The sequence below is a fragment of the Streptomyces sp. NPDC048496 genome, from assembly GCF_043200055.1.
GTDB lineage: Bacteria > Actinomycetota > Actinomycetes > Streptomycetales > Streptomycetaceae > Streptomyces.
In genome coordinates, this window is record NZ_JBICXB010000023.1 from 15,135 (window position 1) to 30,390 (window position 15,256).

Here is a 15,256-nt window from a genome sequence, read left to right on the forward strand (position 1 = left end):
CGTTTCCGGTCAGGAGAACTGCTCCCGCAGCCTGTACTTGAGCACCTTCCGCAACGTCTCGTTACGCGGCAGCGCGTCCACCACCTCCAGCTGCTCCGGCAGCTTGTGCACCGCGAGCCCCTCCGTGCGCAGATACCCGGCCAGCTCCGCCAGCGTCAGTGCCCTGGCCCCGGCCGGCTGCTCGACGACCGCGCAGACACGTTCCCCGCGCTCCTCGTCCGGCAGTCCGATCACCGCCGCGTCGGCGACCCCGGGGTGGCGGTGGAGCAGGTCCTCGATCTCCTTGGCGGAGATGTTCTCGCCCTTGCGGATGATGATGTCCTTGAGCCGCCCGGTGAGGGCCAGATGGCCGCTCTCCAGGAGATGGCCGACATCGCCGGTGACGAGGAAGCCGTCCGCGTCGAAGGCGTCCCGGGCCGCGTTCAGATAGCCCTGGCAGACGGCTTCCCCGCGGAGCCGCACCTCGCTGTCCGTCCCGTACGGCAGCGGCTTGCCATCCTCGTCGGTGATCCGTATCTCCATGCCCTCGGGCGGCCGCCCCTCCGTCTCGGCGAGGTGCTCCACCGTGTCGTCGGGGGCGCCCATCGTGATCATGGGAACCTCGGTCATGCCGTAGCCGTGGGTGAGCTGGATGCCCATCTCCCGTACGACCGCGTGGTAGATCTCCGGCGGTTTCGGCGCGCCGCCGCCCGCCAGCAGCCGCAGCGTGGGGACCACCTTGCGTGTCGGGTCCTTGCGCTGTTCAGTCAGGAACATGGAGTAGAAGGCGGTCGAGCCGCCCGCGACCGTCACCCCGTGGCGCCGGTAGCCGTCCAGCGCCCCGGGCATCGCGAAGTGCTCGAACAGGACCGCGGGGAATCCGTACAGCAGCAGCATCACGGTGTAGTCGGGCCCGGCGATATGGGCGAACGGGAACGCCATCGAGCCGATGTCGTCGGCCGACAGACGCAGTGCGTGGGCCAGGCACGAGCCGCCCGCGATCAGGCTGCGGTCGGTGTGCAGGACGCCCTTCGGGTCGGAGGTGGTCCCCGACGTCCAGTAGATCCAGCGCACCGCCGTGCCGTCCGTGGGAGGGGGCGGGAGCACGGCGGGGTCGCCGTCCGGCAGCTCCTCGTACGCCTCGAGGACCCGCGGCGGCTGCTCGAGGTCTGCGGCGATCCGGTGCGCCATCGCGGTGTGGTCGAAGCCGCGCCAGGTGCCGGGCACGGCGAAGAAGGCGGCCTTCGACTCGCGCAGCGCGAACCCCACCTCGCGGTCCCGGTAGAACGGGATGACGGGCGACTGCACGGCCCCGAGCCGGGTGAGGGCGAAGGAGAGCAGCGCCGTCTCCAGGCGGGTGGGCAACTGCCAGGCGACGACGCTGCCGGGGCGCACGCCCAGCCCGTACAGGCCGGCCGCGACCCGCTCGCAGCGGTCGCGCAGCTCGCCGAAGGTGAGGGTGCGGTCGTCCTGGATGAGGATGGGGCGGTCCGGGGTCAGCGCGGCGCGGCGCTCGATGAGTTCCCAGAAGGTGGCCGATGCGCCCAGGGCGTGTGCGGTCTCGTTCACTGCGTTCCCCGCTCCCTCGTAGCTGACGGGTAGTCAGATGGTGCGGAGAGCGTAGAGCGCCGCGCCTTGTCGGTCCAGAGGTGCGGGGCTAGCCTGGGAGTCGAACCAGATCTGACGGGGCATCAGATACATGCCTTGTGCGCCGAAGGGGACACCATGACGGAACTGCCTCGGATCGTCAGCGTCGACGACCATGTGATCGAGCCGCCGCACCTCTTCTCGACCTGGCTGCCCGCCAAGTACCGCGACCGCGGCCCGCAGCCGCTCACCGCCGGGATCGGCGAGCTGGCGTACACGGGTGGCAAGTACGTCATCACCATGGATCCGGACGGGCCGCCGACCGACTGGTGGATCTACGAGGACCTGAAGTTCCCGTACAAGCGGAACATCGCCGCCGTCGGCTTCGACCGCGACGACATGACGCTGGAGGGCATCACCCGGGCCGAGATGCGGCGCGGCTGCTGGGACCCCGTCGAACGCCTCAAGGACATGGATCTCAACCACGTCGAGGCGTCGCTCTGCTTCCCCACCTTCCCGCGCTTCTGTGGCCAGACCTTCGCCGAGGCCGAGGACAAGGAGGTCGCGCTCGCCTGTGTGCGCGCCTACAACGACTGGATGGTGGAGGAGTGGTGCGGCGACAGCGGCGGCCGGCTGATCCCGCTCTGCATCATCCCGCTCTGGGACATCGGCCTGGCGGTCGCCGAGATCAGGCGGAACGCCGCCCGCGGGGTGCGGGCCGTGACGTTCTCCGAGATCCCCACCCATCTCGGCCTGCCGTCGATCCACAGCGGCTACTGGGATCCGTTCTTCGCCGTCTGCCAGGAGACCGGCACGGTCGTCAACATGCACATCGGGTCCAGCTCGCAGATGCCCGCCGCCTCGCCGGACGCCCCGCCCGCCGTACAGGCCTCGCTCTCCTTCAACAACGCGATGGCCTCGATGATGGACTTCCTGTTCAGCGGAGTGCTGGTGAGGTTCCCGCAGCTGAAGCTGGCGTACAGCGAGGGCCAGATGGGCTGGATCCCGTACGCCCTGGAGCGCGCCGACGACGTGTGGGAGGAGCACCGGGCCTGGGGCGGGGTGCGCGATCTGATCCCGGAGCCGCCGTCGACGTACTACTACCGGCAGATCTTCTGCTGCTTCTTCCGCGACAAGCACGGGGTCGCGTCGCTCGACGTGATCGGGCGGGACAACGCCACCTTCGAGACCGACTATCCGCACGTCGACTCCACCTTCCCGCACACGAAGGAGGTCGCGCTCGACCACGTCGAGGGACTGGACGACGAGACCGTCTACAAACTGATGCGCGGAAACGCGATCAGGATGCTGGACCTGGATCTCGACCGGGACCGGGGCCGGTAGTGGATCTCGCGGACACGGACGAGGAGCAGGAGTTCCGGGCGCGGCTGCGGGAATGGCTCGCCGCGGTGCTGCCCGGGCTGCCGGCGAAGCCCGGCCCCGACGACTGGCCGGGCCGGCGGGCCTACGACACCGCCTGGCAGCGCATGCTGTACGACGCCGGGTACGCGGGGCTGCACTGGCCCGTCGACGCGGGCGGGCGGGGCGCCACCCCCACCCAGCACCTGATCTTCCTGGAGGAGACGGAGCGGGCCGGGGCGCCGTACATCGGCGCGAACTTCGTCGGGCTGCTGCACGCGGGCCCCACGATCGCGGCCGAGGGCACGGCCGGGCAGCGCGCCCGCTGGCTGCCGCCGGTGCTGCGCGGCGACGAGATCTGGTGCCAGGGGTTCAGCGAGCCGGAGGCGGGCTCCGACCTGGCCTCGCTGCGGACCCGGGCGGTCCGGGACGGCGACCACTACGTCGTCACCGGCCAGAAGATCTGGACCTCGCACGCGGAGGTCGCCGACTGGTGCGAGCTGCTCGTGCGGACGGATACGGCGGCGCCGAAGCACCGCGGGATCAGCTGGCTCGCGATGCGGATGGACGCCCCCGGCGTCACCGTCCGCCCGCTGCGCACACTCGCCGGATCCACCGAGTTCGCCGAGATGTTCCTCGACGAGGTGCGGGTGCCAATCTCCCACCGGGTCGGCGCCGAGAACGACGGCTGGCGGGTCACCATGGTCACCCTCTCCTTCGAACGCGGTACGGCGTTCGTCGGCGAGGTCGTCGCCTGCCGCCGCACCCTGAACGCCCTGGCCGCCGAGGCGCGGCGCAGCGGCCGCTGGGACGACCCGGTGCTGCGCAGGACGCTCGGCAGGCTGAACGCCGAATTCCGGGCGCTGTGGCGGCTCACCCAGTGGAACGTCGGCGAGGCCCAGCGCAGCGGCGGCGTCCCCGGCACCGGCGGTTCGGTCTTCAAGCTGCGCTACTCGCAGGCCCGTCAGGAGCTGTACGACGCGGCCGCGGAGGTGCTCGGCGCGGACGGGGCCGATCTGGACCGGGAATGGGTCCTGGACCGGCTGACCTCACTCTCGTACACGATCGCCGCGGGCACCTCGCAGATCCAGCGGAACATCGTCGCCGAGCGGATCCTCGGCCTGCCGAAGGGGCGCTGAGCGGACTGTGGACTTCCAGCTTTCGGACGACCAGCGGGCCCTGCGGGCAGGGATACGGGAGCTGCTCGCCGGCCGCTTCGGCAGGGACCGGATGCGGGCCGCGCTCGACGCGGGCGTGGCCGTCGACCGGGGGGTGTGGGGGGAGCTGGGCGCGGCCGGGTTCTTCGCGCTGCGGCTGCCCGAGGCGGACGGCGGCGTGGGGCTCGGGCTGCCCGAGTCCGTGCTCCTGTTCGAGGAGGCGGGGCGGGTGCTGCTGCCCGGACCGTTGGCGGCCACGCATCTCGCCGCGGGCGCGGTGGGCGCGGTGGGGGCGGTGAAGGGGGCGGCGGACGGCGGGGCGGTGGTCGCCGTGCTGGACGAGGGGCGGCCGGTGGCCCATCTGGAAGCGGCGGACGCGCTGATCGCCCTGGGAGGAGGGGCGGCGCGGGTCCTGGAGGGGGACGACTTGCGGGAGCTCGTACGGACGGCGCGTCCCGTACGGTCACTCGACCCGCTCACGCCCCTGCACAGCGTGACGGCGGGCGTCGAGGGCGGGGCCCCGCTGCCCGGTGCGACGCCGTTCCGGCTCGAAGGCGCCCTGCTGGCCGCTGCCGAGCAAGTCGGCAGCGCCGCCCGGACCACTGAGATGGCCGTCCGGCACGCCCGTGAGCGCGAGCAGTTCGGATCGCCGATCGGCGCCTTCCAGGCGGTCAAGCACCTGTGCGCCCGGATGCTGGTGCGCGCCGAGGTGGCCCGTACAGCGGTGTACGCGGCAGCCGTGACCGAGGACCCGGCCGAGATCGCCGGCGCCAAGCTGCTCGCCGACGAGGCGGCCGTCCGCAACGCACGGGACTGCCTCCAGGTGCACGGCGGCATGGGCTTCACCTGGGAGGAGGACGTTCATCTGCATCTCAAGCGGGCGTGGCTGCGGGCCGGTGAGTGGCTGACGGCGGCAGAGGCCGAGGAGGCCCTGGCGGCAGATCTGTGCCGAGTGCACGCATGTGACGCGGGAGTCCCCTGAGGTTCACGCTGCGGAGTCACCCGGTGCAGTCGGTATGCGCCGATACCGGCTTGTGTCCGTTGCGTGATTCGTCACGGGCCGCAGTTGCCCTCTGCTCGGGTACGCTCCGTTGGATGCGAGTGGTTCTGGAACCTGGCGATCCGGGTGTTGCCCGTGCGGCGACTCCGGTCCGGACGAGGTGCCCTGCTCGCGTTCCACGCAGAAGTGCCGGGCCTGCCCGGGGAGCGTTCCCCATGGCTTCGGTGCGCTGCTGTTCGACTCCCCGCGACGTGCGTCGCACAGTATGCAGCACGCGTACTCCTTCGCGCTGGAATATGCCCGAAGCGCTTGTTGCGGTGACTGTACGTCAACCATGCTGTCTCGTAAGGGAATCACGTTCCGTGACCCTGAGGAGGCGCGAGGCGATGTGTCCGCCGGTTCGGATGGTGTGAGCGGTGCAGGTGCTTCAGGTTCAGCTGGAGGTCGGTCCGGATCCCGCGGAGGTCGGGCGGGCCCGTAGATGGGCGCGGTCGAGACTGGTCGGCTCCGGGATGAGAGACGACGAGCCGCTGGCCGAAACGCTCATCCTGCTGATCTCGGAGCTGGTCACCAACGCGGTCGTCCACACCGGCTGTCCGGCCGTGCTGCGCATGCTGTTCGGCGCGACGGGAGCGGCCGGGACGGCCGGGACCGTACGGGTCGAGGTGGCCGACGCCAGCTGCCGCCCGCCGCAGCAGCGGCACGCGGAGGGCGAGGACACCGGCGGTCGCGGCCTGGAGCTGGTCGACGGCCTCGCCGACCGCTGGGGCTGGCAGCCGGAGGGCGCCGGAAAGCGGATCTGGTGCGAGGTGGACCGGGGCGCGCCGGTGGTGCAGATGCGGGCGGGTGCGCACGGTCCGGGCGTGCCGGGCATCGGCGCCCAGAGCACGGGCCCGTACGAACCGTCGCGCGCCGTCACGCATCGCGCATAGAAGCCGGAATGTGCCGGCCGTTCCTGGCCGTGGCCGGTCAGAGAAGGGCGACCGGGGCGACCGGCGTGCCGGTGGCGCCGACGAACGGTTCCGGCATCGCGGAGAGCAGGAAGCCGTAGCGCCTCTCCTCCGCACAGGCTGTGGACAGCGTCTCCAGGTTCCAGTTCTGGCCCTGCAGCATGCCCATCTCGACCAGGTCGAGCGCGTGCACGCCCAGCCACAGGTCCTCGATCTCCGCGGGGAAGATCTCGAAGGTCAGCGTGTCATTGGCGACCGCGGCGACATCGCGGGCATGGAACCACTCGGGCGTCCGGATCGACAGGCCGGGTGACGGATAGGCGTACGCGTGCTTGTCGCCGGTCAGATACACCTGGACCTGCCCGGTGCGTACGAGCACGATGTCCCCGGCCCGGACCCGGATCCCGGCGAACTCCTCCGCCGCGTCGAGGTCTTCCGGGGTGACGGCGTGGTCGCCGGGCAGCCGGTCGACACCGTGGGCGCGTGCCACGTCCAGCAGGACGCCGCGCGAGACGAGGTGCGGGGGCTTGTCGATCCCGCTGAACTCGGCGCCGCCGTGCGCGGTGACGGTGGCGGCGGGACGGCCGTTGTAGATCCTCCCGGAGTGCGAGGCGTGCGTGAGCGCGTCCCAGTGGGTGGCCGCCTGCAGGCCGAGCGTCACGATGTCGTCGCTGGTCGCGACCGTGCCCGGGCCGAAGAGCTCCTGGTTGATCTGGACCATGGCGTGCAGTGGGTTGACCCGCCCCGGAATCAGTCCGCCTTGCACACCGTCCTGCTGGAGCGGGAGCGCGAGAGGGATCCGCTGCCCCGTGCGGACGGTGGCCGCCGCGTCCCGCACCACCGCGTCGGTGATCAGGTTGAGCGTTCCGATCTCGTCGTCCGCGCCCCAGCGCCCCCAGTTGTTCACGCGCTTGGCGATCTCGTGGAACTCGGCGGGCAGGGACATGAGGGCCTCCTCGAATCGGTGGGGCATCGGGTCTTGTGCTGACGGAGCCGACTGCCCATAAAATCTAACGGTCCGTCAGAAACCGCGGGAAGGGGCCGGGCATGGGGAACTTCTTGGCAGGCAAGGTGGTGGCCGTGACCGGTGCCGGCCGTGGCATCGGACGGGCCGTCGCGATCGCCGCGGCGGCGGAGGGGGCCAGGGTCGTCGTCAACGACTACGGCGTCTCCGTCGAGGGCGGCGAGCCGACCAGTGCGATAGCCGAGTCCGTCGTCAAGGAGATCGGGGCGGCGGGCGGCGAGGCGGTCGCGGTCGCCGACGACATCTCCACGATGGAGGGCGGCCGGCGCGTCGTGGACACGGCGCTGGCGCGGTTCGGGCGGATCGACGGGGTCGTGTGCGTGGCCGGAATCCTCCGCGAACGGATGCTGTTCAACATGTCCGAGGAGGAGTGGGACCCGGTTGTCGCCACCCACCTCAAGGGCACCTTCACCGTCTTCCGCGCGGCCTCGGCGGTGATGCGGAAGCAGGAGGGGGGCGGCACGCTGATCGGCTTCACCAGCGGCAACCACCAGGGCAGCGTCGCCCAGGCGAACTACAGCGCCGCGAAGGGCGGCATCATCTCGCTGGTCCGCAGCGCGGCACTCGGCCTGCACAAGTACGGCGTCACGGCGAACGCGGTCGCCCCGGTCGCCCGTACCCGGATGTCCGCGAACGTCCCGATGGAGCTGAAGGAGATCGGCGAGCCGGAGGACGTTGCCGCACTCGTCGTCTACCTGCTCAGCGAGCGGGCCCGCGAGGAGAGGATCACCGGCCAGGTGTACACGATCGCGGGCCCCAAGATCGCTGTCTGGGCCCAGCCGAGGGAGCTGCGGGCGGGGTACGCGGAGGGGGCGTGGACCCCGGAGAGAATCGCCGACTTCCTGCCGGGGACGGTGGGGGTGGACCCGATGCCGATGCTGGCGCAGGTGGAGGCGATCGCCGCCGCGGCGGCCGCCGGGGCGAGGCCCAACGCGTGAGCCCTGCCGGGGCTCCGCCGGATCCCGTTCCTCGACGGCCCGAGGGGCCTGATCCTCCGCCCGCACCGACAACCACCCATCCGCCCGACCCCGAGGAGTGGACGTGGACTTCGCGTTCGAGGCAACGGACGACGCCTTCCGCCAGGAGGTCCGGTCCTGGCTGCAGGCGCACCTCACACAGCCCTGCGCCGCCGAGGGCGGCCGCGCCTGGGAGCGCGAGCTGGGCCGCGGCGGCTGGATCGGCCTCGGCTGGGACAGCGGGACAGCCGGCTACGGAAACCGGCACGCCACCCTCACCCAGCAGGTCGTCTGGGCCGAGGAGTACGCCCGCGTCAACGCTCCCGCCCGCGTCGGCCACATCGGCGAGAACCTCCTCGCCCCCACCCTCCTCGCGTACGGCACCGACGCACAGCAGCGGCGCTTCCTCCCCGCCGTTGCCCGCGGCGAAGAGCTCTGGTGCCAGGGCTACAGCGAACCCGGCGCCGGCTCCGACCTCGCCGGCATACGCACCACCGCCGAACCCGACGGCGCCGGCCGCCGCACCGTCACCGGCCAGAAGATCTGGACCTCGCTCGCCCAGGACGCCGACTGGTGCTTCGTCCTCGCCCGCACCACCCCCGGCTCACAGCGCCACCACGGACTGTCGTTCCTGCTCGTGCCGATGGACCAGCCGGGCCGTATCGAGGTGCGGCCGATCCGCCAGATGTCCGGCACGAGCGAGTTCAACGAGGTCTTCTTCGACGGCGCGCTCGCCGAGGAGCTCGTCGGCGGCGAGGGCAACGGCTGGGCCGTCGCCATGGGCCTCCTCGCCCTGGAGCGCGGTGTCTCCACCCTCGTCCAGCAGATCGGCTTCGCCGCGGAACTGGACCGCGTCATCCGCGCCGCCGTCGACGGCGGCGCGGTCACCGACCCCGTACTGCGTGAGCGGCTCGTCCGGCAGTGGGCGGAGCTGAAGACCATGCGCTGGAACGCCCTGCGCACCCTGGGCGGTTCGGGCGACGCGGGCGCCCCCAGCATCGCCAAGCTGCTCTGGGGCGGCTGGCACCGACGTCTCGGCGAACTCGCCGTGGAGATCAGGGGCGCCGCCGGAGCCGTGGGTCCGGACGACTGGTCGCCCACCACCCCGTACGAACTCGACGAAGCGCAGCGCCTGTTCCTGTTCACCCGGTCCGACACCATCTACGGCGGCTCGGACGAGATCCAGCGGAACATCATCGCCGAGCGGGTGCTCGGCCTACCGAGGGAGCCGAGATGAGAGGCGTCGTCTTCGACGGCAGGCAGACCGAGGTCGTCGACGACCTGGAGATACGCGACCCGGGCCCGGGCGAGGTGCTGGTCGCGGTGGCCGCCGCGGGGCTGTGCCACAGCGATCTGTCGGTCATCGACGGAACCATCCCGTTCCCGCTGCCGGTGGTCCTCGGGCATGAGGGCGCGGGCGTGGTGGAGGCGGTCGGCGCGGGCGTCGTCCATGTCGTGCCCGGCGACCACGTCGCGCTCTCCACCCTGGCCTGCTGTGGCGCGTGCGCCCAGTGCGACCGGGGCCGGCCGACGATGTGCCGCAAGGCGATCGGGATGCCGGGGCAGCCGTTCTCCCGGGGCGGCACACCGCTGTACCAGTTCGCGTCCAACTCCGCGTTCGCCGAACGGACCCTGGTCAAGGCCGTGCAGGCGGTGAAGATCCCGGCGGGCATCCCGCCGGCCTCCGCGGCCCTGATGGGCTGCGGCGTGGTGACGGGCGTCGGAGCCGTACTCAACCGGGCGAAGGCCGACCGCGGCGACACGGTCGTCGTGATCGGCACCGGTGGCATCGGGCTCAATGTGATCCAGGGCGCCCGGATCGCGGGCGCGCTGACGATCGTCGCGGTGGACACCAACCCGGCGAAGGAGGCGGTGGCGCGGCAGTTCGGCGCGACGCACTTCCTGACGTCGACGGAGGGCGTACGCGAGATCCTGCCCACCGGCGCCGACCACGCCTTCGAGTGCGTGGGCCGCACGGAACTGATCCGGCAGGCGATCGACCTGCTGGACCGGCACGGCCAGGCGATCCTGCTGGGCGTCCCGGCGGCGACGGCGGAAGCGTCGTTCCTGGTCTCGTCGATGTACCTGGACAAGTCGATCCTCGGCTGCCGGTACGGCTCCTCGCGCCCGCAGCGGGACATCGCGCTCTACGCGGAGCTGTACCGGTCCGGCCGCCTCATGCTCGACGAACTGGTCACGGAGACGTACCCGGTGGAGGAATTCGCGAAGGCGGCGGACGACGCGCACCACGGAAGGGTGGCGCGCGGGGTGCTGATCTTCTAGTGCCGTGACCGGCAGAGCACTACGGGGAGCAGTCTTGAGCTACTTTCCGTGATACGCCAAGGTCACCGTTCCGCCCATTTTTGATCTTCCTCCAAGGGTGTCGTGGAGGCCGTTCCGAGGTCCCTTGAGCGCTAGGGTGGGGCCTTCCCCGATCCACCCCGGAGGTGCCGCCCGGTGGCCCGCAATTCCTTCGTTCACCTGCACAATCACACCGAATACTCGATGCTCGACGGTGCTCAGCGGCTCAAGCCGATGTTCGCCGAGGTTGCGCGTCAGGGCATGCCTGCCATCGCGATGAGCGACCACGGCAACATGTTCGGGGCGTATGAGTTCCAGCAGGTCGCGAAGGGCTTTGACGGCGTCAAGCCGATCATCGGTATCGAGGCGTACGTGGCGCCGTCCTCGCGCCGGAACCGCAAGCAGGAGTTCTGGGGCCCCGGCGGTGTCAGGGCGATGTCGGACGACGGTGAGGGCTCAAAGGACGTCAGTGGCGGTGGCCGCTTCACTCACATGACGATGTGGGCGCAGAACGTCAAGGGCCTGCAGAACCTGTTCTACCTGTCGACGGAAGCTTCCTACACGGGCCAGTTCCCGGCGGGCAAGCCGCGTATGGACATGGAACTTATCGCCGAGCACTCCGAGGGGATCATCGGGACGACCGGCTGCCCCTCGGGTGCCATCCAGACCCGGCTGCGTCTGAACCAGTACGACGAGGCCCGGGAGATCGCGGCCCAATACCAGGACATCCTCGGGAAAGAGAACTACTTCCTGGAGCTGATGGACCACGGCCTGGACCTGGAGCGCAACGTCCGGGGCGGCCTGCTTCGCCTGGCGAAGGAACTCGGCATCCCGCTGCTGGCCACCAATGACGCGCACTACGTGCTGGAGGAGCACGCCGACGCGCACGACAACCTGCTGTGCATCGGTGTCGGCAAGGACAAGGCCGACCCGAATCGGTTCCGGTTCAACGGCAGCGGCTACTACCTCAAGACCGCCGCCCAGATGCGGGAGTTGTTCTCCGAGATTCCCGAGGCGTGCGACAACACCCTGCTGATCGCGGAGCGTATCGAGTCCTACGCATCGGTCTTCGAGAACGTCGACGAGATGCCGAACTTCCCCGGCGTTCCCGAGGGCGAGACGCAGGAGTCCTGGCTGCGCAAGGAGTGCCTCAAGGGCCTCGCCATGCGCTACGGCGACCCGATCCCGGCCGAGGTCCTCGAACGGTTCGAGACCGAGATGAAGGTCATCGGTCCGATGAACTTCTCCAGCTACTTCCTCGTCGTCGCGGATATCTGCCGGTACGCCCGCGACCAGAAGATCCCCGTCGGTCCCGGCCGTGGATCGGCCACCGGCTCGATCGTCGCGTACGCCACCCGTATCACCGAGCTGTGCCCCCTGGAGCACGGTCTGCTCTTCGAGCGGTTCCTGAACCCGGAGCGCATCAACCCGCCGGATGTCGACCTCGACTTCGACGACCGTCACCGCGACCGGATGGTGCGCTACGTCGTCGACAAGTACGGCGACGAGTACACCGCCATGGTGAACACCTTCGGCAAGCTCAAGGCCAAGAACGCGATCAAGGACACGTCGCGGCTCCTGGGCTACCCGTTCAGCCACGGTGAGCGGATCACGAAGGCTCTGCCGCCGGATGTGATGGGCAAGTCCATCCCGATCAGCGGGATCTTCGACGAGAGCCACCCCCGCTACGGGGAGGCCGGCGAGATCCGGGCCCTGTACGAGAACGAGCCGGACGTCAAGAAGGTCGTCGACGGTGCCAAGGGCGTCGAGGGACTGATCCGTAACACCGGCGTCCACGCGGCCGCGGTCATCCTGTCGAAGACTCGGCTCACCGACCGTATTCCGCTCCACATGCGCGCCAAGGACGGCGTCAAGATCACCGGATTTGACTACCCCAGTTGTGAGGACATGGGGCTGGTCAAGATGGACTTCCTGGGGCTTCGGAACCTGGGCGTGATCGACCATGCCCTCCAGAACATCCGGGAAAACCGCGGCATCAACATCACCACCGACACGATGCCGACGGACGGTGCGCAGCAGATCCCTCTGGATGACGCCACGACCTTCCAGCTCCTGGCGCGCGGCGACACCTTCGGTGTGTTCCAGCTCGACGGCGGCGGCATGCGGACCCTGCTGAAGCTGATGGAGCCCTCCCGGTTCGAAGACATCGCGGCGGCCCTTGCCCTTTACCGGCCCGGCCCCATGGCGGCGAACGCGCACACGAACTACGCGCACCGCAAGACCGGCCGCCAGGAGATCGAGCCGATCCACCCGGAACTGAAGGAGGCCCTGGAGTCGATCCTGGGCAACACCTTCCACCTGCTCATCTACCAGGAGCAGATCATGGCCATCGCCCGGCAGCTCGCCGGGTACACCTTGGGCGGCGCCGACCTGCTGCGGCGAGCGATGGGTAAGAAGAAGCCCGAGGTGCTGGCCGCGGAGTGGGACAAGTTCTCCGACGGCATGATGAACAAGAACGGCTATTCCGAGGAGTCCACCAGGGCACTGTGGGACGTCATGCTCCCGTTCTCGGGCTACGCGTTCAACAAGTCCCACACCGCCGGATACGGGCTCGTCTCGTACTGGACCGCCTACCTGAAGGCGAACTACCCGGCCGAGTACATGGCCGCGCTCCTCACCTCCGTGGGGGACGACAAGGACAAGGCGGCGATCTATCTGGCCGATGCCCGGAAACTGGGCGTTCAGGTGCTCCAGCCGGACATCAACGAGTCCGTCGCCAACTTCACCGCCATCGGCAACGACGTACGGTTCGGGCTCCGCTCGGTCCGTAACGTCGGCGAGGGTGTCATCGACTCTTTGGTGGGCTCCCGCAAGTCCAAGGGCAAGTACGCGTCCTTCCCCGACTTCCTCGACAAGGCCGACATCGGGGCCCTTAACAAGCGGGCTGTCGAATCCCTGATCAAGGCCGGTGCCTTCGACTCGCTGCAGCACAGCCGCAAGGGGCTGTCCGCTGTGCACGAGGACGCCATCGACGCGATCATTCCGGTGAAGAAGCAGGCCGCGATCGGGCAGGACGACCTGTTCGGTGACCTCGGTGGCGAGAGCGACGAGCCGGCCTTCGGACTGGATTTCCCCATCGACGACGGCGAGTGGCCCCGCAAGCAGTTGTTGGCCGCGGAGCGCGAGATGCTCGGGCTGTACGTGTCCGCGCACCCGCTCGACGGCACCGAGCACATCCTGTCCCGCAACCGTGACACCACGATCAGCGAACTCCTCGGCTCGGGCCGTACGGAAGGCACTGTCCAGCTGTCCGGCCTCATCACCAGCGTGGACCGCCGGATGACCAAGCAGGGCAATGCCTGGGCGATCATCAACCTTGCGGACCGTGACGGCGAGATGGAGATCCTGTTCTTCCCAGCCGTCTACACCCTCGTCCAGCACGCTCTGATCCCGGACACCGTCGTCTCTGTCCAGGGACGTCTCAACGACCGTGACGGGGCCGTCAGCATCTTCGGACAGGAGATTCAGGTGCTTGACGTGTCCTCGGCGGAGAGTGGCGGCCGGCCACCGGTCATGCTGTCCTTTCCCGCCCACAAGATCAATGAGTCGACCGTCGCCGAGCTGAAGCGCATCCTTGCCGCGCACAAGGGTGAGAGTCCGGTACGGATGCGGGTTCAGACGCCCGCGAAGACCGTCCTGTACGAGTTGGGATTCTTGGTAGACCCGACCTCGGTCGCTTCCGATATCAAGGGCACCTTTGGCCCCGACGCCTGGCAGGGCGCGGCGTGACCGACGAGGACGAAATCGTGCTGCAACTCGCCGATCCACCGAACTGCGCACAGTGATGGGGGGTGGCTGTTATCGGCCCGGTTCTCACACTCCTGGAAGAATGCCCGCGGCGAAGAGATCCAAGGTGTGCGCGAGGCCGTACTGTGCCCGGTCTGTGATCACGGTGAGCCGACCGTCGCCCGGAACGTCCGCCGGTACACCGTCGGCGACACCCCCAGCGCCGCCTGGATGTGCTGCCGCAGTGACGTCGCCGTGCCGAACCCCGCCTCGCGCGCCACCTGGTCGATCGACAGGTCCGTGGACTCCAGCAGCCCGCGCGCCCGCTCCACCCGCTGCTGGGTCAGCCACTGCCCGGGGCTGATCCCGACCTCCTCACGGAACCGGCGCGTGAACGTCCGTACGCTCATCGACTCCTGCTGCGCCATGTCGCGCAGCAGGATCGGCCGGTCCAGCCGCCCGAGCGCCCAGGCCCGCGCACCGGTCGTGGTCGCGAACTGCGCCTCGGGGACGGGGCGCTGGATGTACTGCGCCTGCCCGCCGTCGCGGTGCGGTGGCACGACCGTGCGGCGGGCGACGTCGTTGGCGACGGCCGTGCCGTGGTCGCGGCGCACGATGTGCAGACACAGGTCGATGCCGGCGGCTACCCCGGCGGATGTGAGGACGTCCCCGTCGTCGATGAACAGGACGTCCGGGTCGACCTGGACCTGCGGGAACAGCCGCTGGAAGTGGTCGGCGGAGGACCAGTGCGTGGTGGCGGGGCGCCCGTCGAGGAACCCGGCGGCGGCGAGGACGTAACTGCCGGTGCAGATCGAGACGAGCCGGGTGCCCGGTCTGATGTACGCGAACGCCGCGGCGAGTTCGTCCGTCAGCCTGCCCTCTTCGTGGACGGGGCCGAGTTCGTACGAGGCGGGGATGACGACCGTGTCGGCGGTGGCCAGTGCTTCGGGGCCACGCTCGACCGTGATCGTGAAGTCCGCGTCGGTCGAGACCGGTCCCGGTGGGCGGACGGAACAGGTAACGACTTCGTACAGTTTCCGGCCCTTGTCATGCGGCTCGGAACCGCGTGCCAGGCCGAAGATCCTTTGAGGGATGCCCAGTTCGAACGGGAGCAGCCCGTCGAGGGCGAGGACGACGACTCTGTGTTTCACAGCAAGGCTCCCTTCACCCCTAGTGGTATAGACCATAAACTGATA

The 15,256-nt window shown here is 69.7% G+C and carries 11 protein-coding genes and 1 pseudogene; 9 read left to right on the plus strand and 3 right to left on the minus strand.

Going from position 1 to position 15,256, the window contains the following annotated elements; all coding sequences use genetic code 11:
- Window positions 1-9: 9 nt before the first annotated feature.
- Window positions 10-1,548, minus strand: a complete 1,539-nt coding sequence (locus ACGFSA_RS20835) for a class I adenylate-forming enzyme family protein (RefSeq protein WP_393306225.1) — start codon at window positions 1,546-1,548, stop codon at window positions 10-12.
- A 156-nt stretch (window positions 1,549-1,704) separates the two neighbouring features.
- On the opposite strand from ACGFSA_RS20835, the gene ACGFSA_RS20840 reads away from it, so the two are divergent.
- From ACGFSA_RS20840 to ACGFSA_RS20855, 4 genes are all read left to right on the plus strand, one after another.
- Entirely contained in the window at window positions 1,705-2,910 is a 1,206-nt protein-coding gene (locus ACGFSA_RS20840; RefSeq protein ID WP_393306226.1) for an amidohydrolase family protein, read from the plus strand.
- Window positions 2,910-4,064, plus strand: coding sequence for an acyl-CoA dehydrogenase (locus ACGFSA_RS20845; RefSeq protein ID WP_393306228.1), 1,155 nt, complete (start codon window positions 2,910-2,912; stop codon window positions 4,062-4,064). The genes ACGFSA_RS20840 and ACGFSA_RS20845 overlap by 1 nt, the downstream gene beginning before the upstream one ends.
- Before the next feature lie 7 nt (window positions 4,065-4,071).
- Window positions 4,072-5,064 (plus strand): acyl-CoA dehydrogenase family protein, encoded by a 993-nt coding sequence (locus ACGFSA_RS20850; RefSeq protein ID WP_393306230.1) that lies wholly within the window; start codon window positions 4,072-4,074, stop codon window positions 5,062-5,064.
- Window positions 5,065-5,498: 434 nt separating this feature from the next.
- Complete coding sequence (locus ACGFSA_RS20855) at window positions 5,499-6,014, plus strand: ATP-binding protein (protein WP_393306232.1); 516 nt, start codon at window positions 5,499-5,501, stop codon at window positions 6,012-6,014.
- A gap of 37 nt (window positions 6,015-6,051) precedes the next feature.
- Here the strand turns inward: ACGFSA_RS20855 and ACGFSA_RS20860 are convergent, their stop codons facing one another.
- Entirely contained in the window at window positions 6,052-6,978 is a 927-nt protein-coding gene (locus ACGFSA_RS20860; RefSeq protein WP_393306234.1) for a cyclase family protein, read from the minus strand.
- Between the two features lie 101 nt (window positions 6,979-7,079).
- On the opposite strand from ACGFSA_RS20860, the gene ACGFSA_RS20865 reads away from it, so the two are divergent.
- The 5 genes and pseudogenes from ACGFSA_RS20865 to ACGFSA_RS20885 form a co-directional block, all read left to right on the plus strand.
- A complete protein-coding gene (locus tag ACGFSA_RS20865; RefSeq protein WP_393306236.1) occupies window positions 7,080-7,994 on the plus strand; it encodes an SDR family oxidoreductase in 915 nt (304 codons plus the stop codon).
- 103 nt (window positions 7,995-8,097) lie between these two features.
- Complete coding sequence (locus tag ACGFSA_RS20870) at window positions 8,098-9,249, plus strand: acyl-CoA dehydrogenase family protein (RefSeq protein WP_393306238.1); 1,152 nt, start codon at window positions 8,098-8,100, stop codon at window positions 9,247-9,249.
- Window positions 9,246-10,295: an alcohol dehydrogenase catalytic domain-containing protein gene (locus ACGFSA_RS20875; RefSeq protein ID WP_393306240.1), complete on the plus strand. Its 1,050-nt coding sequence runs from the start codon at window positions 9,246-9,248 to the stop codon at window positions 10,293-10,295. The genes ACGFSA_RS20870 and ACGFSA_RS20875 overlap by 4 nt, the downstream gene beginning before the upstream one ends.
- Window positions 10,296-10,469: 174 nt before the next feature.
- A complete protein-coding gene (dnaE, locus tag ACGFSA_RS20880) occupies window positions 10,470-14,063 on the plus strand; it encodes a DNA polymerase III subunit alpha (protein ID WP_393306242.1) in 3,594 nt (1,197 codons plus the stop codon).
- A gap of 66 nt (window positions 14,064-14,129) precedes the next feature.
- A pseudogene (locus ACGFSA_RS20885) lies at window positions 14,130-14,219 on the plus strand (DUF6300 family protein); the annotation flags it as partial.
- 2 nt (window positions 14,220-14,221) lie between these two features.
- Here ACGFSA_RS20885 and ACGFSA_RS20890 read toward each other — a convergent pair.
- Complete coding sequence (locus ACGFSA_RS20890) at window positions 14,222-15,211, minus strand: GlxA family transcriptional regulator (RefSeq protein ID WP_393306244.1); 990 nt, start codon at window positions 15,209-15,211, stop codon at window positions 14,222-14,224.
- Between the last annotated feature and the right edge of the window lie 45 nt (window positions 15,212-15,256).